The sequence below is a fragment of the Nitrospirota bacterium genome, from assembly GCA_016194305.1.
Taxonomy (GTDB): Bacteria; Nitrospirota; Nitrospiria; order JACQBW01; family JACQBW01; genus JACQBW01.
Genome location: JACQBW010000015.1, coordinates 25,381 through 49,828 on the forward strand (window position 1 = coordinate 25,381; position 24,448 = coordinate 49,828).

At 47.1% G+C, this 24,448-nt stretch carries 25 protein-coding genes and 1 other annotated feature; of the genes, 16 read left to right on the forward strand and 9 right to left on the reverse strand.

The annotated features are described in order from the left end of the window. Positions 1–159: 159 nt before the first annotated feature. Genes HY200_05835 through HY200_05850 form a run of 4 tightly spaced genes read right to left on the reverse strand, consistent with a single transcriptional unit; the run spans position 160 to position 2,517 of the window. Positions 160–690: a hypothetical protein gene (locus tag HY200_05835; GenBank protein MBI3594462.1), complete on the reverse strand. Its 531-nt coding sequence runs from the start codon at positions 688–690 to the stop codon at positions 160–162. A gap of 2 nt (positions 691–692) precedes the next feature. Further along, positions 693–1,046 carry a cupredoxin domain-containing protein gene (locus tag HY200_05840; protein MBI3594463.1) on the reverse strand — a complete coding sequence of 118 codons (354 nt, stop codon included), beginning with the start codon at positions 1,044–1,046 and terminating at the stop codon, positions 693–695. Between the two features lie 44 nt (positions 1,047–1,090). Continuing rightward, entirely contained in the window at positions 1,091–2,068 is a 978-nt protein-coding gene (locus HY200_05845; GenBank protein MBI3594464.1) for a hypothetical protein, read from the reverse strand. Positions 2,069–2,127: 59 nt separating this feature from the next. Next, positions 2,128–2,517: a hypothetical protein gene (locus HY200_05850; protein MBI3594465.1), complete on the reverse strand. Its 390-nt coding sequence runs from the start codon at positions 2,515–2,517 to the stop codon at positions 2,128–2,130. Between the two features lie 281 nt (positions 2,518–2,798). Here HY200_05850 and ilvB point away from each other — a divergent pair, with 281 nt between their 5' ends. From ilvB to HY200_05925, 15 genes are all read left to right on the forward strand, one after another. Beyond that, entirely contained in the window at positions 2,799–4,562 is a 1,764-nt protein-coding gene (ilvB, locus tag HY200_05855; protein ID MBI3594466.1) for a biosynthetic-type acetolactate synthase large subunit, read from the forward strand. A 24-nt stretch (positions 4,563–4,586) separates the two neighbouring features. Then, positions 4,587–5,105: an acetolactate synthase small subunit gene (ilvN, locus tag HY200_05860; protein MBI3594467.1), complete on the forward strand. Its 519-nt coding sequence runs from the start codon at positions 4,587–4,589 to the stop codon at positions 5,103–5,105. A gap of 167 nt (positions 5,106–5,272) precedes the next feature. Then, the gene (ilvC, locus tag HY200_05865; protein ID MBI3594468.1) at positions 5,273–6,286 is read left to right on the forward strand and encodes a ketol-acid reductoisomerase; all 1,014 of its coding nucleotides are present in this window, start codon (positions 5,273–5,275) and stop codon (positions 6,284–6,286) included. Then, positions 6,267–6,920 (forward strand): phosphatidylserine decarboxylase family protein, encoded by a 654-nt coding sequence (locus tag HY200_05870; GenBank protein ID MBI3594469.1) that lies wholly within the window; start codon positions 6,267–6,269, stop codon positions 6,918–6,920. The genes ilvC and HY200_05870 overlap by 20 nt, the downstream gene beginning before the upstream one ends. Further along, positions 6,917–7,723 carry a CDP-diacylglycerol--serine O-phosphatidyltransferase gene (gene pssA / locus HY200_05875; GenBank protein ID MBI3594470.1) on the forward strand — a complete coding sequence of 269 codons (807 nt, stop codon included), beginning with the start codon at positions 6,917–6,919 and terminating at the stop codon, positions 7,721–7,723. Before HY200_05870 ends, pssA begins: the two co-directional genes overlap by 4 nt. A gap of 3 nt (positions 7,724–7,726) precedes the next feature. Continuing rightward, positions 7,727–7,952: a binding site (T-box leader), on the forward strand. Between the two features lie 81 nt (positions 7,953–8,033). Then, complete coding sequence (locus tag HY200_05880) at positions 8,034–9,578, forward strand: 2-isopropylmalate synthase (protein MBI3594471.1); 1,545 nt, start codon at positions 8,034–8,036, stop codon at positions 9,576–9,578. A 9-nt stretch (positions 9,579–9,587) separates the two neighbouring features. Continuing rightward, positions 9,588–10,400 (forward strand): PhzF family phenazine biosynthesis protein, encoded by an 813-nt coding sequence (locus HY200_05885; GenBank protein MBI3594472.1) that lies wholly within the window; start codon positions 9,588–9,590, stop codon positions 10,398–10,400. 219 nt (positions 10,401–10,619) lie between these two features. Beyond that, positions 10,620–11,264, forward strand: coding sequence for a carboxypeptidase regulatory-like domain-containing protein (locus tag HY200_05890; GenBank protein ID MBI3594473.1), 645 nt, complete (start codon positions 10,620–10,622; stop codon positions 11,262–11,264). 177 nt (positions 11,265–11,441) lie between these two features. Then, positions 11,442–12,851 (forward strand): 3-isopropylmalate dehydratase large subunit, encoded by a 1,410-nt coding sequence (gene leuC, locus HY200_05895; protein MBI3594474.1) that lies wholly within the window; start codon positions 11,442–11,444, stop codon positions 12,849–12,851. A 5-nt stretch (positions 12,852–12,856) separates the two neighbouring features. Beyond that, the gene (gene leuD / locus HY200_05900; protein ID MBI3594475.1) at positions 12,857–13,462 is read left to right on the forward strand and encodes a 3-isopropylmalate dehydratase small subunit; all 606 of its coding nucleotides are present in this window, start codon (positions 12,857–12,859) and stop codon (positions 13,460–13,462) included. A gap of 103 nt (positions 13,463–13,565) precedes the next feature. After that, positions 13,566–14,675, forward strand: a complete 1,110-nt coding sequence (gene leuB, locus HY200_05905; protein MBI3594476.1) for a 3-isopropylmalate dehydrogenase — start codon at positions 13,566–13,568, stop codon at positions 14,673–14,675. Further along, complete coding sequence (locus HY200_05910) at positions 14,669–15,682, forward strand: aspartate-semialdehyde dehydrogenase (GenBank protein ID MBI3594477.1); 1,014 nt, start codon at positions 14,669–14,671, stop codon at positions 15,680–15,682. Before leuB ends, HY200_05910 begins: the two co-directional genes overlap by 7 nt. Further along, positions 15,679–16,605: a quinolinate synthase NadA gene (gene nadA, locus HY200_05915; protein MBI3594478.1), complete on the forward strand. Its 927-nt coding sequence runs from the start codon at positions 15,679–15,681 to the stop codon at positions 16,603–16,605. The genes HY200_05910 and nadA overlap by 4 nt, the downstream gene beginning before the upstream one ends. A gap of 9 nt (positions 16,606–16,614) precedes the next feature. Then, positions 16,615–17,646: a tRNA preQ1(34) S-adenosylmethionine ribosyltransferase-isomerase QueA gene (gene queA / locus HY200_05920; protein ID MBI3594479.1), complete on the forward strand. Its 1,032-nt coding sequence runs from the start codon at positions 16,615–16,617 to the stop codon at positions 17,644–17,646. A gap of 15 nt (positions 17,647–17,661) precedes the next feature. Continuing rightward, positions 17,662–18,252 (forward strand): SPOR domain-containing protein, encoded by a 591-nt coding sequence (locus HY200_05925; protein MBI3594480.1) that lies wholly within the window; start codon positions 17,662–17,664, stop codon positions 18,250–18,252. A gap of 16 nt (positions 18,253–18,268) precedes the next feature. Here the strand turns inward: HY200_05925 and HY200_05930 are convergent, their stop codons facing one another. Continuing rightward, the gene (locus tag HY200_05930) at positions 18,269–18,544 is read right to left on the reverse strand and encodes a hypothetical protein (GenBank protein MBI3594481.1); all 276 of its coding nucleotides are present in this window, start codon (positions 18,542–18,544) and stop codon (positions 18,269–18,271) included. 27 nt (positions 18,545–18,571) lie between these two features. Here HY200_05930 and HY200_05935 point away from each other — a divergent pair, with 27 nt between their 5' ends. After that, on the forward strand, positions 18,572–20,557 hold the full coding sequence (locus HY200_05935; GenBank protein ID MBI3594482.1) for an ATP-dependent DNA helicase: 1,986 nt from the start codon (positions 18,572–18,574) through the stop codon (positions 20,555–20,557). A gap of 49 nt (positions 20,558–20,606) precedes the next feature. Here HY200_05935 and HY200_05940 read toward each other — a convergent pair whose 3' ends face one another. From HY200_05940 to HY200_05955, 4 genes are all read right to left on the reverse strand, one after another. Continuing rightward, positions 20,607–21,578, reverse strand: coding sequence for a sodium:calcium antiporter (locus tag HY200_05940; protein MBI3594483.1), 972 nt, complete (start codon positions 21,576–21,578; stop codon positions 20,607–20,609). Between the two features lie 17 nt (positions 21,579–21,595). Further along, the gene (gene larC / locus HY200_05945; protein ID MBI3594484.1) at positions 21,596–22,789 is read right to left on the reverse strand and encodes a nickel pincer cofactor biosynthesis protein LarC; all 1,194 of its coding nucleotides are present in this window, start codon (positions 22,787–22,789) and stop codon (positions 21,596–21,598) included. Positions 22,790–22,796: 7 nt separating this feature from the next. Further along, complete coding sequence (gene larB / locus HY200_05950; GenBank protein MBI3594485.1) at positions 22,797–23,552, reverse strand: nickel pincer cofactor biosynthesis protein LarB; 756 nt, start codon at positions 23,550–23,552, stop codon at positions 22,797–22,799. Continuing rightward, positions 23,549–24,448, reverse strand: a 900-nt coding sequence (locus tag HY200_05955; GenBank protein MBI3594486.1) for a Na/Pi cotransporter family protein, incomplete at its 5' end; no start/stop codon positions are given. The genes larB and HY200_05955, both read right to left, overlap by 4 nt.

The window sequence follows — 24,448 nt, forward strand, 5'->3', positions numbered from 1 at the left end:
CGATTAGGGTGAAACGAATCCGAAAGAGAAATCCAATTGGCGCTATGAGACGGAGAGCGGAACAAGGTGAGGAGAATGAACAGAAAAAAAACTGATTTCGACAGGATCAGCACGTGATCGATTATTCCCCGCTTAGTTTCGGTGAGGGTTCAATGAGAATCAGGATTTAGGTTTTGTATGGCATCGACTGCAATCGCTTAAAGGAAAGGAGACCTTGCCATGACATCTTCCGCAATACTCTCCCTGAATTATTTTTTCCATGGTCACCGGATTTGAGCCGGCCTGCATTTTAAAGATACCGGGATGGCAATTTCTGCAATCGAGCCATTCGGTATGTGCCAGATGAGGATAAACGACGTCGGGAATGTCACCTTTGGCTTTGAAGATAATATTGAAATCGAGCGGGGGCATGGTAGGTGTATCCGGATCGCCGGTTAGCGTTTCTTTGGGATGTATAATTCCCTGCCGGAGTGCCTGAACCCAGTCAACGTACCCCTGCTTTGCCTTTGGAAGATAGTCAAAAGCAAGTGGATGCGCGTCTTCAGAAAGAGAGGTTGTTTCCTGTCCCGACTTCTCAACGGGAGAAGGGTCATTTTTCTGAATGAGTTTTTGGGAAGTTTCTGACTGTACGCAGGAAGTAAACGTCAAAAAAAGAGAGAGAAATAGAGCGGATTTCTTGAAATGGAACAAATTTATTTCTCTCTTCCTTCGACCGTAATCATCCCGGTCATTTTATTGTGTATAAAACAGAAATAAGGGTATTCGCCGGGGTCTTTGAAGGTGTGACTGTAAACGGTTCCAGGACGAAATTCATCCGAAAAGATTTCAAGATCATCTGTAGGCCCCGAACCGGGGACCGAAGCAAGCACATGTTTCCGTTCATCTTTATTGTGCCAGCGGATCGTATCTCCGACTTTAATCGTTATCTTATCTGGGTCGAATTTAAGGATATTGGGGAGAATAACGACTTCGTAAATCTGGGTTTCCGCTGCAGTGGCAGGTATCGGTGCGAAAAAGAGGCCAAATAGGAGAATTAAAATGATCATGAGATGAACAATCGGCTTTAAACCCGCGAGTCATACCCTCCTGATTATTTGGAAGGGGTCTGAGAGGTTGAGTTAGCGAGCGCAGCGGGACAGCCGATTCCCTTGTTTCCACAATTTTCCATACTCACGTCCCCGGCGCCAGGAAAAACAGTCCCTTCATACTTATCGCCTTCTTTTGGAACAACATGGCAACGAAGACAATCGCTAAGCGGGAAAGCGACTCGATTATGACAGCGGCCGCAGTATTCCCCCGAGGCTATTTTCGGCATGGTCATATTCTTATTGTTTTCGGTGTGGTTCATGAGAAATATTGCAGGATGACAGTTGGTACAGGTCAACCACATGGTATGGATCTTGTGAGGGAAAATGACATTGGGCATAAAATTGCTTTTTGTCGGAATATCAAACGAAAGATCGAATGGAGGCATGTCAGGCTCATCAGGATTGAGGGAACCTTTTGGCGTCACTTTTCCCTGCCTCAGTGCATCGGCCCAGTTCACCAGACCATACTGATCCTTCGGGAGGTCAGAGACCTCCAATGCGACAGGATGTTTTGCCTTGCCAAACTGATTGGCGTCACCCGGAGGATGATTGGGATCACCTTTCCCAGCCATCACGCCTCGTCCACTTAGGTAAATCGCCTCGGAGGGAGGTATCTTCGCAATTTCTTCGCGGGTTAACGGTTTTTCATCGGGTCCAGGGGCAAGAGTGATATGGGAATAATCGACTTCCTTCAACGAGCCAGAAGATTCAACCGGCTGGGCCGGTGGTTCACTCTTCGACTCGGAAGATGCCGCGGGTGTCGGTGAAACCGCTGCCGGCGGTTCCGGAGTTGTCGTCACGGGCGTCGTTACTGCTGAAGCTCCGGGAGCGGGCACGACTGACGGTGCGGCCTCCTGAACGGCAGGTGCGTCTTTTTTGGATTCAGGCTGTTGAGCCGAGTGGAACCAGGAACAGGAAGTCAAAACAAAAATGGTCGTCACAAGCAACAGAGCGTTTGAAAGATTATTTTTGATCATCATAAGGCATCATCCTAATAAAATAAGACCGGATCATTAGCAGTAGAAATGATGGGTGTTGACTATTTCAAAAATCCTCGGGCTTTGGGAATCGTAATATCGCTTTTTCCCGAGTGACAACGGTCACAATAAATTGGAGGCCATGCGATTTTTCCGTTATGGCATTTCCCGCAGTAGTCTCCTTTGACAATCTTGACCATCGTAATATCATTGGAACCTTGCTTCATTTCAAAGATATTGGGATGGCAAACTTTGCACTTGAATCGGATTCGATGAAACCAGTGTGGAAAAACAACCGGGGGCATTCCTGCTTTTTCAGCGTAATGATTCAGCGTAAGGTCTCCGTACTCGGCATGAGTCGGCCTGCTCGTCGTCAGCAATCCGGCAATAGAGATAAATGAAGCAGCAACGATCAAAAAAAGAGAGAAGCTAAAGATATTTTTCTTATTCATATGCTCACCCGGTAGAATAAATAAGATTAATCATTGAATCATGAGAAAAGAGTCTGTCAAATATTTTTCGGCTACTCTACCCGAAATAAAAAAAGGTGTCAACATCCAATTGCCCTGACCGAGACATTCTTGATCAGGATCTGTGGTGAGAGGTGCACTTGGGGTAAAGGGGCTCTTTTTGATATTGACGAAAGCGGGCTTCGTATGCTAATTTGTTGAAAAATAATCTCTTTTCTGGAATTGCGGCTGCGAATCGGACTTCATTTAAGAAGGATCTCATTATGAAATTATCAGGTTCCCAGATCTTATTGGAATCGTTAAAGAAAGAGGGGGTAGACACTATTTTTGGTCTTCCTGGCGGCGTGGTTCTTGGAATATTTGATACCCTCTATCATGAAAAGTCAATCAAGGTCATACTCACCCGGCATGAACAAGGGGCAATTCATATGGCCGAGGGGTATGCGAAGGCGACGGGAAGGCCTGGTGTTGCTCTGGTGACATCGGGCCCCGGAGCGACGAATACCGTGACAGGATTGACGAACGCCTACATGGATTCGACACCGATCGTGGTCATCACGGGCCAGGTTCCCTCTCAGATGATCGGCAATGATGCTTTTCAGGAGGCTGATATTGTGGGTATCAGCCGACCCTGCACCAAATACAATTTTCTGGTTAAAGATGTCAAGGATCTGGCCCAGATTATCAAAGAGGCCTTTTATATCGCCACGACGGGTCGTCCCGGACCCGTGTTAATCGATCTCCCGAAAGATGTTACTTTCGCTAAAACCGAATTTAAATACCCGGACAAAGTGTCAATCCGAAGTTATAATCCGACGGTTCAGGGAAATAAATGGCAAATTAAGCAGGCGGCGCTGGCGATTACTAAAGCGAAGAAACCGGTTCTATATGTGGGTGGTGGCGTCGTTCTTGCGAATGCCCACAAAGAAATCAGGGAATTGGCTGAGTTGACACAGATTCCTGTTACGATGACCCTTATGGGCCTGGGCGCCTTTCCGGGAATGCATGATCTTTCGATGGGAATGTTGGGAATGCATGGGCTGGCCTGCGCGAACTGGGCAGTACATGATTGTGATCTCCTGGTGGCCATTGGTGCCAGATTCGATGACAGGGTAACGGGAAAAGTCGCCGATTTTGCTCCCCAGTGCGAAGTGATTCATATCGACATAGATCCCACTTCCATTCGCAAGAATTTCAAAGTTGACATTCCAATCGTCGGCGATGTCAAATTCGTCTTGAAAGATTTAAATGAGGCTCTGAGGGACTCATTTTCCCAAAATGGGGATTTGAAGGAATTAAGAAAGCCCTGGTTTGCACAGATTGAGAAGTGGAAGAAGGAGAGACCGCTTCTTTACCATCAAGAATCCAGCGTCATTAAACCCCAGTTCGTGATTGAAAAGCTATATGAGTTGACTCATGGAGAGGCGATCGTCACAACGGATGTCGGTCAGCACCAAATGTGGGCGGCGCAGTTTTATAAATTCAAGAATTCCCGGACTTTCCTGAATTCAGGTGGATTAGGGACTATGGGATATGGTTTTCCGGCCGCTCTGGGAGCTCAGGCCGCTTTCCCGGAGAAGCTTGTGATCAATATCAGCGGAGACGGCAGCATTCAGATGAACATTCAGGAGCTGGCTACGGCGGTGGTCGAAAACTTCCCCGTTAAGGTCGCCATTTTAAATAACCGCTATCTCGGGATGGTCAGGCAGTGGCAGCAGCTTTTTTATGAAAATCGCTATTCTTCAAGCTACCTGGATCGAACACCTGATTTTGTAAAGCTGGCAGAGGCCTACGGTGCGGTGGGGTTGCGGGCGACCAAACCGGATGAAGTGGAAGATGTGATCCAGGAAGCGCTACGTGTGAAGAAGCCTGTTGTCATGGATTTTGTCGTTGATCCGAATGAGAATGTTTACCCGATGGTCCCCGCTGGCGGATCCAATTATGCCATGGTCTTTGAAGATCCCAAACCTGTTCATGATGATAAACCCGCTCGAATGGCGGACCCCGATTCTATCTTGACAGCTTAATCCATCCTCATAAAGAAAGAGCTTATGCAGAGAATAATATCTGTTCAGGTTGAGAACAAATTTGGTGTGTTATCTCGTGTTTCCGGTCTCTTCAGCGGAAGAGGATTTAATATTGAAAGTCTTTCAGTCGGAACGACGACGGATCCTTCAATTTCCCAGATGACGATTGTGACGGAAGGGGATGAGAGGATTATTGAACAGATTGTTAAACAGCTAAACAAACTGATCGATGTCATCAAAGTGGTTGACTTGACAGAAAATGAGTTTGTAGAACGGGAGATGGCTTTGATCAAGGTTCATGCCCGAAGTGAGGATAGAGCGGAAGCACTCCGCATCACCGATATATTTAGAGGTAGAATCATTGATTCCAGTCCGACCTCCTATACCATTGAAATTTCGGGGGAGGTTCGCAAGATTGAAGCGATGATCAATCTTTTGCGGCCTCTCGGCATTAAGGAAATTGTTCGTACCGGCCGAATCGCCATTGCCCGCGAGGAAGCCAAAATGCTGGTCCAAAGAGAGAGAAAGGTCGCCGAGGGATGAGTTAGACGCCGGTCCCAGCGAGCAAGGCGAGCGAGAGGGGGAGTCTCAATCTGGCTTTGCCAGTTGAGGGGGCGACGCAAGCCCCTGCGAATAGTCGAGAGAAAGGTCGCCGAGGGATAAGATTAACAGACTGGGAATGATATCCAAAAATCAAAAAGGGAAAAGCCATGAAAATCTATTATGATCAAGATGCCGAAATAAAGAATTTTAAAAACAAAACGGTTGCCGTGATCGGGTACGGCAGTCAGGGACATGCTCATGCGCATAATTTAAAGGAGAGCGGTGTGAGCGTAGTGGTTGGATTAAGGCCGGGAAAATCCTGGGATAAGGCCGAACGTTCCGGTTTGAAAGTGATGAAAGTGAGCGATGCCGCCAAAACTTCTGATATTGTTATGATTCTTGCTCCCGACGAATTGCAGGGGGATCTATATGCCCAGGAGATCGCTCCGTTTTTAAAGGAGGGAGCTTTCCTCTCCTTTGCGCATGGCTTCAATATTCACTTTGGTCAAATTGTTCCTCGAAAAGACTTAAATGTTTTTATGGTTGCCCCGAAAGGTCCAGGGCATCTGGTCCGCTCGGAATATTTGAAAGGGAGCGGGGTTCCCGCTTTGATTGCAATCCATCAAGATCCGTCAGGCGACACCAAGAACATTGCTCTGGCTTATGCCAAGGGAGTCGGCGCGGGTAGAGCCGGAATTATAGAAACCAATTTTAGAGAAGAAACCGAGACAGACCTGTTCGGAGAGCAGTCGGTCTTGTGCGGTGGGTTGACAGCACTCATCATGGCGGGGTACGAAACTTTGACCGAAGCAGGTTATTCCCCGGAGATGGCGTATTTTGAATGTCTCCATGAAGTCAAGCTGATTGTGGATTTGATTTACGAGGGGGGAATATCCAACATGCGCTATTCGATCAGCAATACTGCGAAGTACGGAGATTTAACCCGCGGCCCCCGGCTCGTGACCGAACAGACGAAGTCAGAAATGAAGAAAATCCTCGGTGAAATTCAGAGTGGTCATTTTGCCAAAGAGTGGATTCTGGAAAATAAAGCCAACAGGCCGGTTTTTAACGCCCTTAGCAAGAAAGGAGAGAATCATCCGATTGAAGAAATCGGATCCCGTCTCCGTGAGATGATGCCCTGGTTAAAAAAGGAACGTCTCGTTGACAAAACCAAAAACTAGAGGGTTCCCAATTGCCATTGAAGGGCTTCCCTATTTAGGTCTTTTTATAGGATTGACCCTTCTCTCACTTTTTTTGGATGTCATCCCTTTAGCGATTCTATTCGGAATTTTTTCTCTCTTTATTCTCCAGTTCTTTCGAAACCCGGACCGTTCCGGCTCCCAGGAGGCGGGGGCGGTTCTGTCCCCTGCCGATGGCGAAATCATTGTCATGGAACCTGTCCACGAAGACCGCTTCTTAAACGCAAAAGCAATCAAGATCTCCATTTTCATGAATGTATTTAACGTTCATGTCAACCGATCTCCCTATGCCGGAACGGTCCGAAAAATTGCCTATGAAAAGGGAAAGTTCTTTGCCGCAAATGCGGAAAAGGCCTCGCTTGAAAATGAGCAGAATGCGATATTGCTGGAAACAGATTCAGGAAAAACAATCCTCTTTATTCAGATTGCCGGGCTCATCGCGAGACGTATTCTTTGTTATGTCCGGGAAGGGGACCGATTGGTAAAGGGAGAGCGATGTGGTATAATTAAATTCGGCTCCCGGGTGGATATTTATCTTCCCGACGCGTCTCGCATTTTGGTAAAGCTGAAAGATAAAGTGAGAGCCGGAGAAACAGTATTGGGAATGCTTCCATGATCAAGATGAATAAGGTCCGCCAGAAAGGCGTCTATCTGATTCCTAATTTATTTACGACAGGAAACCTCTTCAGCGGGTTCTATGCCGTGATTTCGGTTTTTAATGCCGATTACCTTCTGGCAGCCTACGCTATTCTGGCGGCGACTGTATTTGATTCGCTCGATGGTAAAGTGGCACGATTGGCGAATGCCACAAGCCGGTTTGGAACCGAATATGATTCCCTTGCTGATTTAATCTCATTTGGTCTTGCTCCCGGGCTTCTGATTTATTCCTGGGCACTTCACTCCTACAACCGGTTAGGATGGATCGCCGCATTCTTGTTTGTGGTATGCGGTGCGTTGCGTCTGGCGCGATTTAATGTCCAGACCAGCTCTCAGGATCCGCGTTATTTTAATGGACTCCCGATTCCTGCTGCGGCCATTACTGTCGCGATGATGGTCATTGTGGACAATCATATTTTAAGGCTTGGATCCGAAGTGAAGCCGGTATTAATTCTGATTATGACCTATTCCCTTGCCTTTCTGATGGTGAGCACGATCAAATACCGGAGCTTTAAAGATATTAACCTGAAGTCAAGACGCTCCTTTCAATATCTGGTCTGGGCGGTACTTATTTTTGGACTGATTGCATTGGAACCGGTTATTATGCTATTCTTACTCATCGTTCTCTATGCACTGTCAGGTCCGGTTTCCAGACCGTTTCGTGCTCTTTTTTCAAAAAAGGCAAAAGTGGAGGATGATTCGGACGAGGATTTTGATGAACTCGGTGATGAAGAGGGATTCTCACCTCCTCCTCGCCGTTAAAAATTAAAAGCTGTGAAAAGGAGTAGTAGGTCGTTTTGCATTAACGAGAGAATCAGTGGGTGGTGAAAACTGATATGTAAACGAACGAACTCGCCTTGGAGCTGCTTTCGTGAAGAGGGAAACCCCTTTGTAATGAAGGCCGGATGCTTGCCGTAATCAGAGCAATGAAGAACGCTCGAAGTTCAGCGTTGAAACAGGGTGGTACCACGAAGAAACCTTCGTCCCTGTAGGGCCGTACTGGCGACCCTACAGGAATGAAGGTTTTTTTATTTGTCTGCCTATTGGCGCAAATTGACTTAGGAGGAAAGAAATGAGAAATGTCAGAATATTCGATACGACTTTGAGAGATGGTGAGCAATCTCCCGGATGCAGCATGAATGTGGAGGAAAAGGTTATTATCGCAAAACAGCTGGCTCAACTGGGGGTTGATATTATCGAAGCCGGATTTGCCATCAGCTCTCAGGGAGATTTTGAGGCGATCCAGAGAATTTCAAGAGAGGTGGAAGGGCCGGTTATCTGTAGTCTGGCCAGAGCGAGGGGAGAAGATATTGATCGTGCCGCTGCAGCGATAGCAGATGCTCCGAAAAAGAGAATTCATACTTTTTTATCCACTTCCGATATTCATCTTGAACATCAATTCAAGATGTCAAGAGAAGATGCCCGAGATCGCGCTTCGGAGATGGTCCGAAGGGCGAAATCGTATGTCGAAGATGTGGAATTCTCCCCGATGGACGCGACCCGATCTGATCCGTTTTATCTCTATTCGGTTTTGGAAGCGGTCATTGATGCGGGTGCGACGACTGTGAATATCCCCGATACGGTGGGGTATGCGACTCCGGAGGAATTTGGGGCATTGATCAGGGGAATCACAGAAAATGTCAGGAATATCCAGCATGCCGTGATTTCAGTGCACTGCCATAATGATCTGGGTCTGGCCGTCGCCAACTCGCTGGCGGCCATCAGGCAGGGTGCTGGGCAGGTCGAGTGCACGATTAATGGAATCGGGGAGAGGGCGGGAAACGCATCTCTGGAAGAGGTCGTTATGGCTCTCCGAACAAAGAAAAACAATTACCAGGCGGATACCCGTATCAAGACGGAAGAGATCATCAAATCGAGCCGGCTCTTGACCCGGGTGACCGGAATGCAGGTGCAGGCCAACAAGGCGATTGTCGGAGCGAATGCATTTGCCCATGAATCCGGCATTCACCAGGACGGGCTTCTTAAAGAAAAGTCGACATATGAAATCATTGCGCCCGAGGCGGTGGGTTTGGGTCAGAGCCAGCTTGTTATGGGGAAACATTCGGGCAGGCACGCCTTCCGAAACCGGTTAAGTGAAATGGGATATGATTTGACGGATGGAGAGATTGACAGGGCTTTTGACCGGTTTAAGAAACTGGCCGATCAGAAAAAGGAGGTTTTCGAAGACGACCTCAATGCCATTGTGAGCGATGAGATATCGAATCAGAACGAGAAATTTAGACTAAAAACACTCTACGTAGAGAGCGGGACTCAGGTGAGCCCGACTGCAACCATAGAGCTGGAAAGAGAGGGAAATCTGATTAAAGAAATAGGAAAAGGAGATGGGCCCGTCGACGCGGTTTATAAAACACTCGATCGACTCACCCAAAATAAGGGAACACTCCTTTCATATCAAGTGTCGGCGATTACGGGCGGTACAGACGCCCAGGGAGAGGTGACCGTGAAGGTCGAGGAAAACGGAAAGGTTGTGACAGGACATGGATCCGATACGGATATCCTGATCGCCAGCGCCAAAGCCTATTTAAACGCTCTGAACCGGCTCGCAGGAATGCCCCGGACGCCCCGGGAAAATAAAATATCGATTCACAATCCCTGATGCAGAATCATGGGTAATAAAATTTATCAAGTCGACGCGTTTGCGCATAAGCCATTTACGGGTAATCCAGCGGCTGTCTGTATCTTGCCGGGACCGGGCTTGAATGAATCCTGGATGCAAGATCTTGCCCGGGAGATGAATTTATCAGAAACGGCCTTTCTTTATCAGGAGAGGGAAGGATATCGTCTACGATGGTTCGCGCCGGGAGGGGAGGTCGATCTCTGTGGACATGCCACTCTGGCCAGCGCGCATGTTTTATGGGAAGAGGGACTACTAGATTCGAATCAGCAAGGTCGTTTCTACACGAAGAGCGGGCTACTCATTGCAGAACTTCGCGGGAGTTGGATAGAACTGAATTTTCCTGTAGTCAGGATTCAGAAACCTCTTCCCGACGATGACATGGCATTGGTTGAGAGTGCATTGAAAGTCAAGCCGGTATTTATGGCAAGAAATCAGTTTGATATCATGGTTGAAGTCGATTCGGAAGATAAAATCAGGAGACTCGATCCGGATATGGAACTGCTCAAGAAGCTACCGGGAAGAGGCATTGTGGTGACGAGCCGGTCAAATTCACCGGATTATGACTTTGTCTCAAGGTTTTTTGGTCCAAAAGTGGGGATACCGGAAGACCCGGTGACCGGCTCGGCCCATTGTGCGTTATACCCCTATTGGAATTCCAAACTGGGAAAACAGAGGATGATCGCCTATCAGGCTTCGTCACGAGGGGGTTACTTAAGGGTTCAGTCGAACGGAAACCGCGTTATTCTCGGTGGCCAGGCGATAACCGTTCTGCGCGGTGAACTGACGTTAAATAACAGGTGATTTGAATTGACAAACGTGAGGATAGGTAGTAGTTTTGTCAGAATTTGGCCCCCTGAAACGCCGCGGCTGGGTAACCGTCCGGAAAGTTTTAGAAAAGCGAGAAAATAGTCTGGGTTTGCGGAGAATCCTATGGTGGGACATTTTGTTTCGAGTTGGCGTAGAGGGTCTGTTTCCAAATTTTTTCTCGCGGCTATCCTATTAGGATTCAGTCCCTTTTCGATGGCCTACGAAGTAATTCCGGTTGAAAAAGGGGGAGAGCTTTCCGGAACTGTTAAGTTTACCGGGGATCCGCAGGTAAACGTTTCGCACCAGGTTGTCAACAATGCCGATTACTGCGGAGCGTCCGTCGAAGAAGAAAAATTTATTGTCGGTTCCGGCAGGGTGCTGCAGAATGTGGTCATTTCGATAGAAGGGGTCATGACTGGCAAGAAGCCTTCGAACTCGATTTTAGTAATCGAAAATAAAAAATGTCATTTTGTTCCCCATGTTCAGGTCGGAATGGTGGGAGACGTCTATGAAGTCAGGAATTCTGATCCGGTACTTCATAACACCCATCTCCATATGGAAGAAGCCACCCTTTTGAATATCGCCATGCCGTCAGGGGGAAAGAATATTAAAAAAACAATTGCCAATACCGGAGTGATCAATGTGAGGTGTGATGCGCATAAGTTCATGCAGGGATGGCTTGTGGTAGTCGACAATCCGTATAGTGCCGTGTCCGATAGGGAAGGTCGATTTAGGATTGCCGATATTCCTCCAGGTAAATACAAAGTCAGGTTTTGGCATGAAGGGTTTCAATCTAAAATTAGAGAAATTGAAATTTTGCCCAAAAAATCTTCCGTGCTTTCTATCGATTTCAAATAAGACCATACATTCTTTTCCTTTTTTTTCGATTGGGTCGCATTTCGGCCGTATCGGAAAGTGCGGCGTTTTGCCTTTTGATCTGCTTTGACTCAAAAAAACCGATTTAATTCAGAGATATTTTGTGGGAAAATGGTGGTTTAAGCCATTTGAAATTGAAAGAGGGGAGATCAGGGGGCCATGAAGCCTAAAACGATGTTTGAGAAAATCTGGGAAAATCATATTGTGCATGAGGAACCAGAAAAGCCAAGTCTCCTCTATATCGATAGACATTTGGTCCATGAGGTCACGTCGCCGCAAGCATTTGACGGCCTCCGGCTTGCCGGACGTGAGGTCAGACGCCCTGATCTGACCTTTGCAACCATGGATCATAATGTCCCGACTTCAGATCGTTCTCTTCCCATTGAAGACTTGATCTCGGCTCTCCAGATGGAGACGCTCTCAAAAAATTGTCGCGAGTTCAAGATCACGCTATTTGATTTAAAAAATTCCGATCAGGGGATTGTTCATGTCATCGGGCCGGAACTCGGAATCACCCTTCCCGGATCGACAATTGTCTGCGGAGACAGCCATACTTCGACTCATGGGGCTTTCGGGGCGCTAGCATTCGGTATCGGGACGAGTGAAGTGGAACATGTCCTTGCGACGCAGTGTCTTTGGCAAGAGCGGCCTAAAACATTTTTGATCGAAGTCAATGGCGTTCGCCCCTATGGCGTAGAAGCGAAAGATATGATTCTGTCAATCATCGGAAAGATCGGGACCGAAGGAGGGACAGGCTATGTGATTGAATTCGGCGGAGAAGCGGTTCGCGCGCTATCCATGGAAGAGAGGATGACGGTCTGCAATATGTCCATTGAGGCAGGAGCAAAAGCCGGAATGATTGCCCCGGATGAAAAGACCTATGCCTATTTAAAAGGGAGAGCGTACGTTCCGAAAGAGTTTGACAAAGAGGTTGAAAATTGGAAGAGATTGCCTTCTGATTCTGACGCTCAATACGACCGTGTATTAAAGATCGATGCAAAGACATTTGTTCCCCAGGTGACCTGGGGAACAAATCCCGGCCAGGTCATTCCCGTCGACGGGGCGATTCCTGATCCGGCCGCCATGATCGATTCCAACGCACGAAAATCGGCTGAAAGAGCCTTGGAATACATGGGACTTGAGCCCGGAACCCCTCTGCAGAATATATCGATTGATCGTGTGTTTATCGGTTCATGTACCAATTCCAGAATCGAAGATCTTCGACGCGTTGCCGGATTTGTGAAAGGAAAAAAGGTAGCGTCATCAGTCTACGCGATGATTGTGCCGGGATCTCAACCGATTAAGAAAAAAGCAGAAGAGGAAGGATTGGACAAGATTTTCAGAGAATCCGGTTTTGACTGGAGGGAGTCCGGATGTTCGATGTGTCTGGGAATGAACCCGGACACCTTAAAACCGGGAGAGCGATGTGCTTCAACTTCCAACCGGAATTTTGAAGGACGCCAGGGAAAAGATGGACGAACGCATCTCGTGAGTCCGCTTATGGCTGCTGCGGCTGCAATAGAGGGGCACTTTGCCGATATCCGTAAATATGTCGTTGGGAAAGGGTAGATTGAATGGAACCTTTTAGGAAATTCAGCGGAATTGTTGCTCCGCTTGACCTCAATAATGTGGATACCGACCAGATTATTCCAAAACAATTTCTCAAGAGAATTGAAAGAACCGGATTTGGTCAATTTCTCTTTTTTGACTGGCGCTATGACAGTCATAAGGCACTGAATCCTGATTTTGAATTAAACGCAAGCAGGTATCGCGGCGCCTCGATCCTTCTGACGCGGGCAAATTTTGGTTGTGGATCGTCAAGAGAGCATGCCCCGTGGGCTTTGCTCGACTACGGTTTCCGCTGTTTGATTGCCCCTTCGTTTGCCGATATTTTTTATAACAATTGTTTCAAAAACGGGATTCTCCCCGTTCGGCTTGACGAAGACAGCGTGGAACACCTTTTTCAGGAGGTTCGTCGGACAGCTGGATTCCAGCTAACGGTCGATCTGAAGGAAAAGAAAATTACCACTGAGAAGGGCTCGAGTTTTTCAATTCCGGTGGATGACTATCGTCGTGACGCACTGTTGAATGGACTGGACGACATTGGCATGACGCTGAAAGTTTCGGAAAAGATCAAGCAATTCGAGTCGAACCATCGCGTGTCGATTCATCACGTTTGATCGACCTCAGGAGGTCAGTTATTCTAAACAACCTTATTATTTTCAGTAGGTTAAAGGTCCGTTGGCATTTGTATTCTGATTTGATTTTGAGAGGAAATCCAGTTTGAAAAAGGAATTTAAGATTGCGGTTTTGCCCGGGGATGGTATTGGACCCGAGGTGATGAGAGAAGCCCTGAAAGTCCTTGATCAAGTCGAGAAAGGATTCCAGGTCAGGTTTAAGAGGACCGAGGCTTTGGTAGGTGGGGCAGGCATTGACCATGAAGGAAAAGCGCTTCCGGAAAAGACAGTCGAAATCTGCAAAGAGTCCGATGCCATTTTGTTCGGATCGGTCGGAGGTCCAAAATGGGAGAAGCTTCCGCCGGATCAACAGCCCGAGAGAGGAGCACTGCTTCCCTTAAGGAAGATTTTTGGACTCTTTGCCAATTTGCGACCGGCAATCGTTTTTCCCCCTTTGGCCAGCTCTTCGGTTCTGCGTCCAGACATTGTCGGTGAAGGGTTTGACATTCTGATTGTCAGAGAATTGACCGGAGGAATCTATTTCGGTCAACCGAAAGGACGTGAAAAAACCGAATCGGGTGAGAAAGCGTTCGACACCCTCGTCTATACGACACCGGAAATTGAACGGATTGCCCATGTTGCGTTTCAGGCCGCACGAAAAAGAAACAAGAAGGTGACCTCCATTGACAAGGCGAACGTCCTCACCACGATGGTACTCTGGCGGGAGGTGGTGACCCGTATCGGGAAGGAGTATCCGGATGTCACCCTGAATCATCTCTATGTTGATAACGCCGCGATGCAGCTAGTCAAAAATCCGCGCCAGTTTGATGTGATATTGGCTGATAATATGTTTGGAGACATTTTGAGCGATGAAGCGGCCATGTTGACGGGATCATTGGGAATGCTTCCTTCTGCATCCCTGACCGGGTCGCGCTTCGGACTTTTTGAACCTTCGGGCGGTTCCGCACCTGATATCGCCGGAAAAGGGATCGCCAATCCGATTGCCCAGATTCTTTCGTTAGGCATGATGCTGAAATACTCCTTTGAGATGGAAGAGGCTTTCGCCGCGGTTGAGCAATCGGTCAACGATGTGCTCGCACTCGGTTTCAGGACTGCCGATATTGCTTTAAACTCCGGAAGAGAAAAGATCGTGGGAACATCTAAAATGGGCGACCTCATTTCGAGGGCTTTCCATGAGAAAGTTTCAAAATGTTGAAAAAGAAGGTCTCGTATGACGTGGCGGTGGTTGGAGCGACCGGAGTCGTCGGAAATGAGATGAAGGAGATCCTTGAAGAGAGGAATTTTCCGGTAAAATCATTCCACCCTTTTGCCTCACCGCTCTCCGTTGGGAAGAGTCTCACCTTTCGGGGCAAACCGTTCAAGGTGAAAGCGCTTGAAGAGCATTGTTTTGATGGTATCGATATTTGTCTGTTCTCGGCCGGTTCAGGGGTCAGCCTGAAATATGCTCCTCTTGCGGCGAAAGCGGGAAGCGTGGTTATCGATAACAGCAGCGCCTTCCGGATGGAAAAAAGCGTCCCGCTTGTGGTTCCCGAAGTGAATATGGCTGCGGGCTATTCTCATCAGGGGATTATAGCCAATCCGAATTGTTCAACGATTCAGATGGTTGTGGCCCTCTATCCGATTCATCAGGCCGCCAAAATCAGGAGAATCGTCGTGACTACATTTCAGTCGGTTTCGGGGAAAGGAAAAAAAGCGATGGATGAATTACTCGACCAAACAAAAGCACTCCTGGCGTTTCAGGAGGTTAAATTCATGGAGTTCCCACATCAGATTGCGTTTAACTGTCTTCCGCATATTGATGATTTTACGGATAATGCTTATACCAAGGAAGAAATGAAAATGGTTAATGAGACCCGAAAAATAATGGGAGACAATACCATTCAAATTACCGCGACCACCGTCCGTGTGCCGGTGTTCCGCTGCCATTCCGAATCGGTTAATATCGAGACAGAAAGAAAACTAACGGCCAACGAAGCAAGGGCCTTGCTTTCGGAAGCTCCCGGCGTGGTGGTTTATGATGATCCCAAAAGAAAAATTTACCCCCAGCCGGTGGAACATGCCGGCAAAGATGAAGTGTTTGTTGGAAGAATCAGAGAAGATCACTCTGTTCCATCCGGGTTGAATTTGTGGATTGTTTCAGATAATCTTCGAAAAGGGGCGGCATTGAATGCGGTCCAGATAGCGGAGCAATTGATTAAATGAGACATCTGAAGAGTGAACAGGATCTTGTTGCCAGAATTACCGAACTAAAAAGAGAAAAAAAGGCCATTATATTGTCCCATAACTACCAGATACCTGAAGTGCAGGATGTGGCCGACTATCTCGGAGATTCGCTTGAGCTTTCCATCAAAGCTTCAAAAACAGACGCGAAGGTGATTGTATTTTGCGGAGTTCATTTCATGGCCGAAACTGCGGCCATTCTCTCTCCTGAAAAGGTTGTTCTGATGCCGGACATTCATTCCGGCTGTCCCATGGCCGACATGATTACAGTAGAACAGCTCAAAGAGCTGAAGGCGGAACATCCTGGAGCGGTCGTTGTCTGTTACGTCAATACTTCGGCTGAAATAAAAGCCGAGAGCGATATTTGCTGTACCTCTTCTAATGCAGTGAAGGTCGTGCAATCAATTCCCAGAGAGAAAAAGATCATTTTTATTCCGGATAAACATCTCGCAAGATTTGTAGAAGGAGAGACGGGAAGAAAAATGATTATATTTGATGGATACTGTCCCAGTCATGTCCGGATGATGGCCGAGGAATTACATCAGGCGCAAGAGCGATATCGCGATGCGCCGGTATTGGTTCATCCGGAGGCTCCTGCCGATATCATCCAGGAGGCAGACCAGATTTTGAGCACGAGCGGAATCTGCCGGGTCGCAAAAGAATCCGAATCTTCGACCATTATCGTCGCGACGGAACCGGGTATACTTTATCGATTGGAAAAAGAGAACCCTGAGAAAACGTTTGTTCCCGCATGTAAATGGTGTAATTGCGCAAATATGAAACTCAATACGCTGGAAAAAATACTTTGGGTCCTGGAAGATATGGAAAACCAGGTAAAAGTTCCGGTTGAAATTCAAAAGAAAGCGAGGAGTGCAGTGGAAAAAATGCTTCAGATTGCCGCATAACCTTCTTCCATGAAATTATCCGAATTCGACTATCCCGCCGAAAATCAAATTATTGCTCAATCCCCATCTGGAGTTCGAGACCAATCTCGTTTGATGGTTCTCCATCGAAAAACGGGAAAAATTCAACATTTTCGATTTGAGAACCTACCTGATCTGATTGAGCCGGAATCGCTTTTGATTGTCAATGATTCGAAAGTATTCCCGGCCCGGCTTAAAGGGGTGAAAAAGAGCGGAGGCAAAACCGAGATACTGCTTCTCAGGGAAAAGAACACTTGTCAGTGGGAAGCGTTGCTCAGGGGAAGATTCAGGGAGGATCAGACGCTTTATTTCGAGGGAGGTTTAGCGGGAAAACTCGTTTCGGCACTCGGGGAAGGAAAAGTTCTCATCGAGTTTAAAGAAGAAGGTTCCTTTGTCCGAAATCATCTTCTCCGATTCGGCGAGGTTCCGCTCCCGCCTTATGTTCGAAGAGATGGCGGAAAATCAGAGGCAGAGGATTTTGCCAATTACCAGACAGTCTATGCAAGAAGTTACGGATCTGTGGCCGCGCCGACAGCAGGTCTTCACTTTACACCGCAATTGTTGAATCGACTTCAAAGACGAGGTGTCGAAATTGCCGCTGTGACGCTCCATGTCGGATGGGGGACATTTAAAGGAATCTCCAGCGAAAATGTCGAAGAACACCGAATGGATTCCGAAAATTACTGTGTCTCCGAAGAAAGTGCCAAAGCGATTAGAATGGCGCATTCTGAAAAACGAAAGATTATAGCTGTGGGGACGACCTCTGCCCGGGTTCTTGAATCCATAGCGACGCCTGAACGGGCATTTTCCTCCGGAGAAGGTTCAACAGAGCTCTTTATTTTTCCGGGTTATTCTTTTAATATAGTGGAAGCACTCATTACCAATTTTCATCTTCCCAGGTCGACGCTTTTAGTTTTAGTTTCCGCTTTTGCGGGAAGGGAACAGATCCTGAAAGCTTATCAGACAGCCATTCTGGAAAAGTATCGGTTTTACAGCTATGGAGATGCAATGTTTATCCTGTAATAACGAGAGGCATATATGAAGGATCTGGACAATATTACCGATTCTGTAGAAAAAAAGTCGTCCGGCATCAGGCTGGGAAGGTGGATCCTGATTCTGGTTCTCTGTTTCGGATTGGCAGGAACGGCTCTTTTCGTTTGGAAAAAAATAACGTCGGCCAAAAAAGAGCTCAGAAAAGAGATGCTCCAGATTCCGGTCGCCAAATTAAATCCTGAACCTGACCTGACTTTTTATAAGAATCTCAAGAACAAGAGCGAAAACGCAGGCAAGAAAGAGTCGATTGTTCCGCTGATTCCTCCGACGACGGCACCTCATCCAAAAACGACTTCCCAGGAAGAAGCGCCCCGCCTTTCCCCACGATTTACGCTTCAGGTCGCCTCAATGAAAGACCATCAGAAGGCCGTGTATCTTCAAGAACGGTTAAAGCGAAAGGGATTCCCTTCGTATATTATCTCCGCTGAAATTCCTGATAAGGGAACATATTACCGAGTCCGTATCGGGCACTATATGACAAAGAAAGCGGCGGAAGAAGTATTGACGCAATTGAAGAGCAAGGGGGAGAAGGAAGGGATGATTGCGAAAGAAAATGTAATGACGAAAGTCAATTGAACGTGGCTCAACTGTTTTAAACCAGTTTAATTCGTTTTTCTTTTGCGATGTTCTCAAGAATTGCCAACGCCTGGCGGAGTCGCTGCATTCGGATGTTTCTACGCCGGATTCCGTCCAAATCGTGGGCCGGGAATCCTTCGGCCCGGACTGAAATCATTTCTTTAAGCAGGGCCTGGTGAAATGGCTTATAATGTTCGGGTTCCAGTTTCTTAATCGTAAGGGGATTCAGGATAAAATAGGCCTCTTCGATATCCTTGGTAATGGCGTCGAGGCTTTTACCATAAATTTCCATATCTGAAAGATAGCAAATCCATAAAAAATGTCAAAGAAAACTCCCGTCGAATTAACTGCGCTCTCCTGCGAGAGACAGATTGAACAATTTTTTGGAAGAACCGGACTGCTTTCCAGTCAGTTTGCCCAATATGAAGAACGGACATCCCAGATTGATATGGCAAAATTGGTGATGATGGCAATGATGCGGAACGAGAAGCTGATGATCGAGGCAGGAACCGGCACGGGGAAAACTTTTGCTTACCTGGTGCCGGCATTGTTAAGCGGAAAAAAAGTCGTGCTTTCGACCGGGACAAAAACGTTGCAAGATCAGATTTTTTTCAAGGATCTTCCGGTTCTACGGAAAATTTTTCATCAACCGATAAAAGCCGTTCTGATGAAAGGAAAGGAGAATTACCTCTGTCTGTATCGTTTTGCCGGATTTTCTCTTAATCCCCTCCTTTTTAGCCGTGACGAGGCCCCTTTTATCGATCAAATTAAGGCCTGGGCAAAGGGGACCGTGTATGGGGAAAGGAGCGAACTTTCAGGCCTCCCCGAAAAGTTTCCCGCCTGGAAGGAGATGTCGGTGACCGGGAATCAGTGCCACGGGAAGAGCTGTACTTATTATGACGACTGTTATATTACCCGGATGAAGAAGGAAATGGAGGATTCCCAGTTGATCGTTGTGAACCATCATCTTTTTTTTGCGGACCTGGCGCTCAGGGAAAACTCATTCGGCCAAATTCTATCGGACTATGATCAGGTGATCTTTGACGAGGCCCATCTGATCGAAGAGATTGCATCCAGCTATTTTGGAATTCAATTTTCTCTCTACGATTTGTTTGAACTGGTAGCGGACGCGAGAAGAGAACTCAAGACCCTGCAGATTAATAATAAGCAGCTCTGGGAAAATCTTGATCATCTGATCAAAAGCGCGGATCTTTTTTTTAATCTCTTTGTCCCGGTTTCCGGAGAAAAACGGATCAGACTTTCTCGTTTGCCGGAAACGAGTCCCAAGGTGCAGGAGGCGGTGTCCTTCCTGAATTCCCTGCAATGGGTCGGCGCCGCTTTCCAAAATTTTCCAAAAAAAAGCGAGGGATGTTATAAAATCTCCGACCGGGCGATACAGCTCCAAGAGTATGGGAGAATCTTTCTGAGGCAGCAGAGCCCGGAGGAGATTTATTGGGGAGAGCTTCGGAATCCGGATTCGGGCGATTGGAGTGCAACCCCCCGGATGATTTTGCACGCAACGCCGATTGAAATCGCATCAAGGCTTCAAGAAAATCTGTTTAATCGCAAAGCGGGAATGATCTTGACTTCTGCGACATTGACGGTGGAGAACACCTTTGATCATATGAAAAAAAAGATCGGAATCATACCGGACCGGGAAATTCAGTTTCAGTCCCCTTTTGATTATTCCTCCCGTGGTCTGATCTATCTCCCGCCGGGAATGCCTGATCCCTCATCGGACGCCTTTGCGAGATCGGCAGCCGAGGAAATTCTGCAGATTCTTCAACTGACTTCGGGCCGAGCATTTATTCTCTGTACCAGTCATAAAAATAAGGAGTTCTACTACGACTATTGCCGGGATAAACTGGATTTCCCTCTGTTGAAACAGGGAGATGGGCAAAAGAGAGAACTTCTTGATACTTTTCGGAACGAAATTTCATCCGTTTTGTTTGCGACGCAGAGTTTTTGGCAGGGAGTCGATGTTCAGGGAGAAGCACTCTCTTGCGTCATTATTGACAAACTGCCGTTTGCTTCTCCTTCAGACCCGATTGTCGAAGCGCGGATTCACGATTTCCAAAAAAAGAATATTAATGCATTTCAGGAATACCAGATACCTTCAGCAATTATTCTCCTAAAGCAGGGACTGGGGAGACTTATTCGAAGCGCGGAAGACCGGGGTCTTTTTTCAATTTTGGACCCCCGGATCCGGACAAAATCGTATGGCAAACGATTCCTCGCGTCGCTCCCTTCCTGCCGGGTCACAAACAAGCGATCGGAGATCCAAGATTTCTTTAAATCTCACTAGTCCGGGAAGGAGAAAGCAAGAATGATTGAAGAAGACAATTTCACGATTATTATTGAACGAGGAGGTAGAGAAGGTAACCGAAATAGGCGAGAGAACCTGCAACGAGCTGAAAACTCTTCCACTCATTTTTGAATAGGAGAATCATGAAATAGAAAAGAGAGGTGACCAGTGTCAGAATAATATTCACTGTCCCGCTCTGGTCAAACCGCCAAGGAGTTCCGAAAAGCCCGATTGAAACCGGAAAAGTGCTTTGAAAAACCATGGCACCCGTGACATTGGAAAATGCCAGGTGGTCTTTCTTTTTCGAGATCCAAATCAAACTGTTCAACTTTTCGGGAAGTTCTGTCGCTATCGGGGTGACCAGAAGAGAAAGAATCATCGGTGACAGATGGAATATGAGGGCAATGGCTTTTATCCCGTCGATAAAAGAGTAAGCACCGGCTATGATCAGACCGAGCCCGGTGACGGTTTGAAATCCGACAATGAGGATGCCAGGATGTTTTGCCTTTCTTCGAAAATAGAGGGGTTCCAGGTCGAGGTGGTCCGCTGAGGGGCGTTGAAAAACAATCTTTAAATAATAGAGATAGAGGCCGATCAAAAATAGCGCGATGACTATATGAGTCAGTCTGTTTTCAATCAGGGAGGCGGCAATTGCAAAAGTAAAGGAAATCAGAAAATATTTTAAGTCGACTCCGATCTCCTGAAAATTGAGATGGATCTGCCTGGACCTTTTTTTTCTTTTTGAAAAGAAGTAGACTCCAAATCCGACCAGAGGAAGGGTCAAAGTCGATAGCATAAAGGGAGCGCCCAGGATGGCGCCGATGCCGATTTCGCTTTCAGCAGAACCCGATCCGAGGAGAATGGCTATCAGGGGAATGACCGTTTCCGGGAGAGCAGTGCCGACTCCGGCGAGAACGGATCCGGTCGCGGCGTCGGACAGTTTAAAATGCTTTCCGACCCATTCAATTCCATTTGTAAAGAGCGTGCTGCCGAACAGAATTAGCGCAAGCGAAAGAAACACGATAAGAAGTGACAGGATCAGCGGCTTTTCTCCACTTTAAAGGTTAATGACAATTCAGTTTCGATCTGATTTAAAATATCTCGTATCGGTTTTTTATGGGTCTGTGCGATCCTTTTACAGTCTTCATATTCTGGGCTGACTTTTGGCCTGCCTCCCCTAATAGTGCTTTTGATCCGGATTGAACCAAATGAAGATTGAAATCGTCCTTCCTTCCTGCTCAGCAGGCTCCGGGCGACTTTTTGAATCCGGAGACCGAGCGTTGTTGTTTCTCTAAACACCCGCTCAGAAAGAGATGAAAGTTCCTCTAAGGGTGATAGGAGGGTCAGAAGTATCGCTGGCCTCCCTTTCTTCATGATGATTGGGGTCAGAGACACATCGAGCGCCCCATCGTGAAGAAGGTTTTCTACGAGTAATTCATAGACCTGCGGGTTGAGATCGTCGATATGGGTTTCTATTTGATAAACCTCATCTTGCAGAAACGGTTTATCCTCCAAACCGATGATGAGTCTCAAAACATTGGGAGATTCGTCGATGATCGCCTCGCCTGCCCCCATACCGATGATTTCCGGTTTAAAAAGCGGGAGCGAGCCAAAGGAGACCGAAAGGGTGGAAATAATCGCCGCGCCTGTCGGTGTGGTCAATTCCCTCCGAATCCCGTTAGAATAAATCGGAATATTTTTCAAAAGGTGGAGGGTAACCGGTCCCGGAATCGGAAATTGACCATGATTCATCCGGATGAACCCTTCTCCCAGATTGAGTGCGGAAGCGCGGACTTCGTCAATTTCGAGATATTCAAGGCCGGCAACGGCCCCGACAATATCAACGATCGTATCGAATCCACCCAGTTCATCAAATGAGACCTCTTCCGGAGAGGAACCATGAGCCCTTCCTTCTGCTTCCGCAAGCCGATTGAATATGAGGCTGCTTTTTTGTTTTATGGAGGGAGAAAGTGCGCTTTTTGCAATTAATGTCAGAATTGAATTTATATTGTTCGGTTTCCGGGAAATCGGCGGGGAAAGGAGGACATCCACTTTGGTTGCGGCCAGGTGCCCTCTTTTTACTTTCCGGGAACGGAGATGAATTCCCTTTGGCAACAGCTTCCTCACGGTATGCTTCAAATGGGAAAGGGGAAGCCAAGCATCCACCATGGCTCCAAGGATCATATCTCCGCTGATTCCGGAAAAAGTGTCGAAATAGGCTATCTTCTTCATCCGGTCTTCATTTCAAGATATTTATCCGGTGGGCTAATACCGCTGCACCAAAGCCATTATCAATATTCATTACGCCGATCCCCGAAGAACAGGCGTTCAGCATGGTCAGCAGGGGAGCAATCCCATTAAATGCAGTTCCATATCCCTGGCTGGTGGGTACGGCAATCAGGGGTTTATCCGTCAATCCTCCGATCAGACTTGGCAGGACTCCGTCCATGCCTGCAATGACGACCAAAACCCTTGCCCTTTCAAGAAGATTTTGTTTATCGAGAAAGCGGTGGATTCCCGCGACGCCGGCGTCATAAATGGTTTCAACCCGGCTCCCCAGGATGATGGCCGTCTCCTTTGCCTCTTCAGCGACCGGGATATCCGATGTCCCTGCGGTGACGATCAGGATTTTTCCTTTTGGGGACACTTTCCGCGCTTTTTTGTTGATAAGAGTTATCGTTCTACCCAATTCATTGTATTGAGCTTGGGAAAAAGACTTTTCAATTTTCTCGAAAGTCTCCGGCTCGGCCCGGGTCGCCAGGACTCTCGGATGAACTTCTGCGGAATGTTTGAATAAAGTGAGGATTTGACGATCCGTCTTTCCTTTGCAAAAAATCACTTCCGGGAAACCGAGGCGGAGATGTCGATGATGGTCGAGCATTGCAAATCCCAGCTCCTCATGACTAAAATGTTTGAGGCGTTTTAAAGCTTCGGCAAGAGAGAGTCTTCGGGATTGTACGCCGGACAATATTTTTCTTAATTCATTGGGATTCATGAACCCGGATGATTTTTTAGTTCGAGTAACGGATAGATTATTCCCGTAATATGGGAATTAATTCTCTTTAAATTGGTCAGGACGTCCAGATGGATCGCGCTGGTTTCAATGGATTCTTTGTAGCCAGCATGGAGTCGCTGTATATGGGCCTGATAAAGCGCCCGCTCTTTTTGGTTAATCACCGTTTTTTCCTTTAGAACTTTTTGGGCTGAATCGAGATCCTGATGTTCAATAGCATGGATCATTTGATCATAATTTCCGGCAATCATTTGATGGAGTTCAATAATTTCGGACAACCCTTCCGGAGAAAATTGAAGCCCTTTCATGATTTTTTTTCTGGCCAGTTCAAGGAGATTTTTATCGATAATATCCCCGATATTTTCGAGATCATTAATCATTGAAAGGAGGGCTACTTCACGGATGGACTCTTCCCTCGAAAGATGTTTTTGGCTGAGTCGGGTAATGTAAAGTTTGATTTCCCTGTCGAGCGTATCGACCCAGTCATCTTTCTTTTCAATAATTTCTGCCAGCTCGAGGTTGTCCTCCCTAAAAACAAACAGCGTATTATGATACATATCCCGGACGAATTCCCCCATTCTCAGAGCCTCCTTCGTGGCTTGACCGAGAGCGACCGAAGGGGTTTGCAACAGCTCCAGATCAAGGTATTTCGTCCTGGGGAAAGTTTCCACCTCCGGTTTTTCAGGTAGCAGACGCGTAATCCACTCCGAGAGGGTGCTGGCAAACGGGAAAAAAAAGATCGCCACGGCGACATTAAAAAAAGTATGGGCATTGGCGATCCGCCTTCCAGTGTACGGGGAAGAGAGAATCATGAGCGATTCGAACGGATAGAGAAACGGAAGGAAAAGAACGACTCCAATCAGCTTGATCAGAAAATG

Bases quoted from the DNA above. Each gene is read 5' to 3' on its own strand.
- HY200_05840 (MBI3594463.1), bottom strand. From the start codon at position 1,046: ATGATCATTTTAATTCTCCTATTTGGCCTCTTTTTCGCACCGATACCT.
- HY200_05845 (MBI3594464.1), bottom strand. From the start codon at position 2,068: ATGATGATCAAAAATAATCTTTCAAACGCTCTGTTGCTTGTGACGACC.
- HY200_05850 (MBI3594465.1), bottom strand. From the start codon at position 2,517: ATGAATAAGAAAAATATCTTTAGCTTCTCTCTTTTTTTGATCGTTGCT.
- ilvB (MBI3594466.1), top strand. From the start codon at position 2,799: ATGAAATTATCAGGTTCCCAGATCTTATTGGAATCGTTAAAGAAAGAG.
- ilvN (MBI3594467.1), top strand. From the start codon at position 4,587: ATGCAGAGAATAATATCTGTTCAGGTTGAGAACAAATTTGGTGTGTTA.
- ilvC (MBI3594468.1), top strand. From the start codon at position 5,273: ATGAAAATCTATTATGATCAAGATGCCGAAATAAAGAATTTTAAAAAC.
- pssA (MBI3594470.1), top strand. From the start codon at position 6,917: ATGATCAAGATGAATAAGGTCCGCCAGAAAGGCGTCTATCTGATTCCT.
- HY200_05880 (MBI3594471.1), top strand. From the start codon at position 8,034: ATGAGAAATGTCAGAATATTCGATACGACTTTGAGAGATGGTGAGCAA.
- HY200_05885 (MBI3594472.1), top strand. From the start codon at position 9,588: ATGGGTAATAAAATTTATCAAGTCGACGCGTTTGCGCATAAGCCATTT.
- HY200_05890 (MBI3594473.1), top strand. From the start codon at position 10,620: ATGGCCTACGAAGTAATTCCGGTTGAAAAAGGGGGAGAGCTTTCCGGA.
- leuC (MBI3594474.1), top strand. From the start codon at position 11,442: ATGAAGCCTAAAACGATGTTTGAGAAAATCTGGGAAAATCATATTGTG.
- leuD (MBI3594475.1), top strand. From the start codon at position 12,857: ATGGAACCTTTTAGGAAATTCAGCGGAATTGTTGCTCCGCTTGACCTC.
- HY200_05910 (MBI3594477.1), top strand. From the start codon at position 14,669: ATGTTGAAAAAGAAGGTCTCGTATGACGTGGCGGTGGTTGGAGCGACC.
- nadA (MBI3594478.1), top strand. From the start codon at position 15,679: ATGAGACATCTGAAGAGTGAACAGGATCTTGTTGCCAGAATTACCGAA.
- queA (MBI3594479.1), top strand. From the start codon at position 16,615: ATGAAATTATCCGAATTCGACTATCCCGCCGAAAATCAAATTATTGCT.
- HY200_05925 (MBI3594480.1), top strand. From the start codon at position 17,662: ATGAAGGATCTGGACAATATTACCGATTCTGTAGAAAAAAAGTCGTCC.
- HY200_05930 (MBI3594481.1), bottom strand. From the start codon at position 18,544: ATGGAAATTTATGGTAAAAGCCTCGACGCCATTACCAAGGATATCGAA.
- HY200_05935 (MBI3594482.1), top strand. From the start codon at position 18,572: ATGTCAAAGAAAACTCCCGTCGAATTAACTGCGCTCTCCTGCGAGAGA.
- larC (MBI3594484.1), bottom strand. From the start codon at position 22,789: ATGAAGAAGATAGCCTATTTCGACACTTTTTCCGGAATCAGCGGAGAT.
- larB (MBI3594485.1), bottom strand. From the start codon at position 23,552: ATGAATCCCAATGAATTAAGAAAAATATTGTCCGGCGTACAATCCCGA.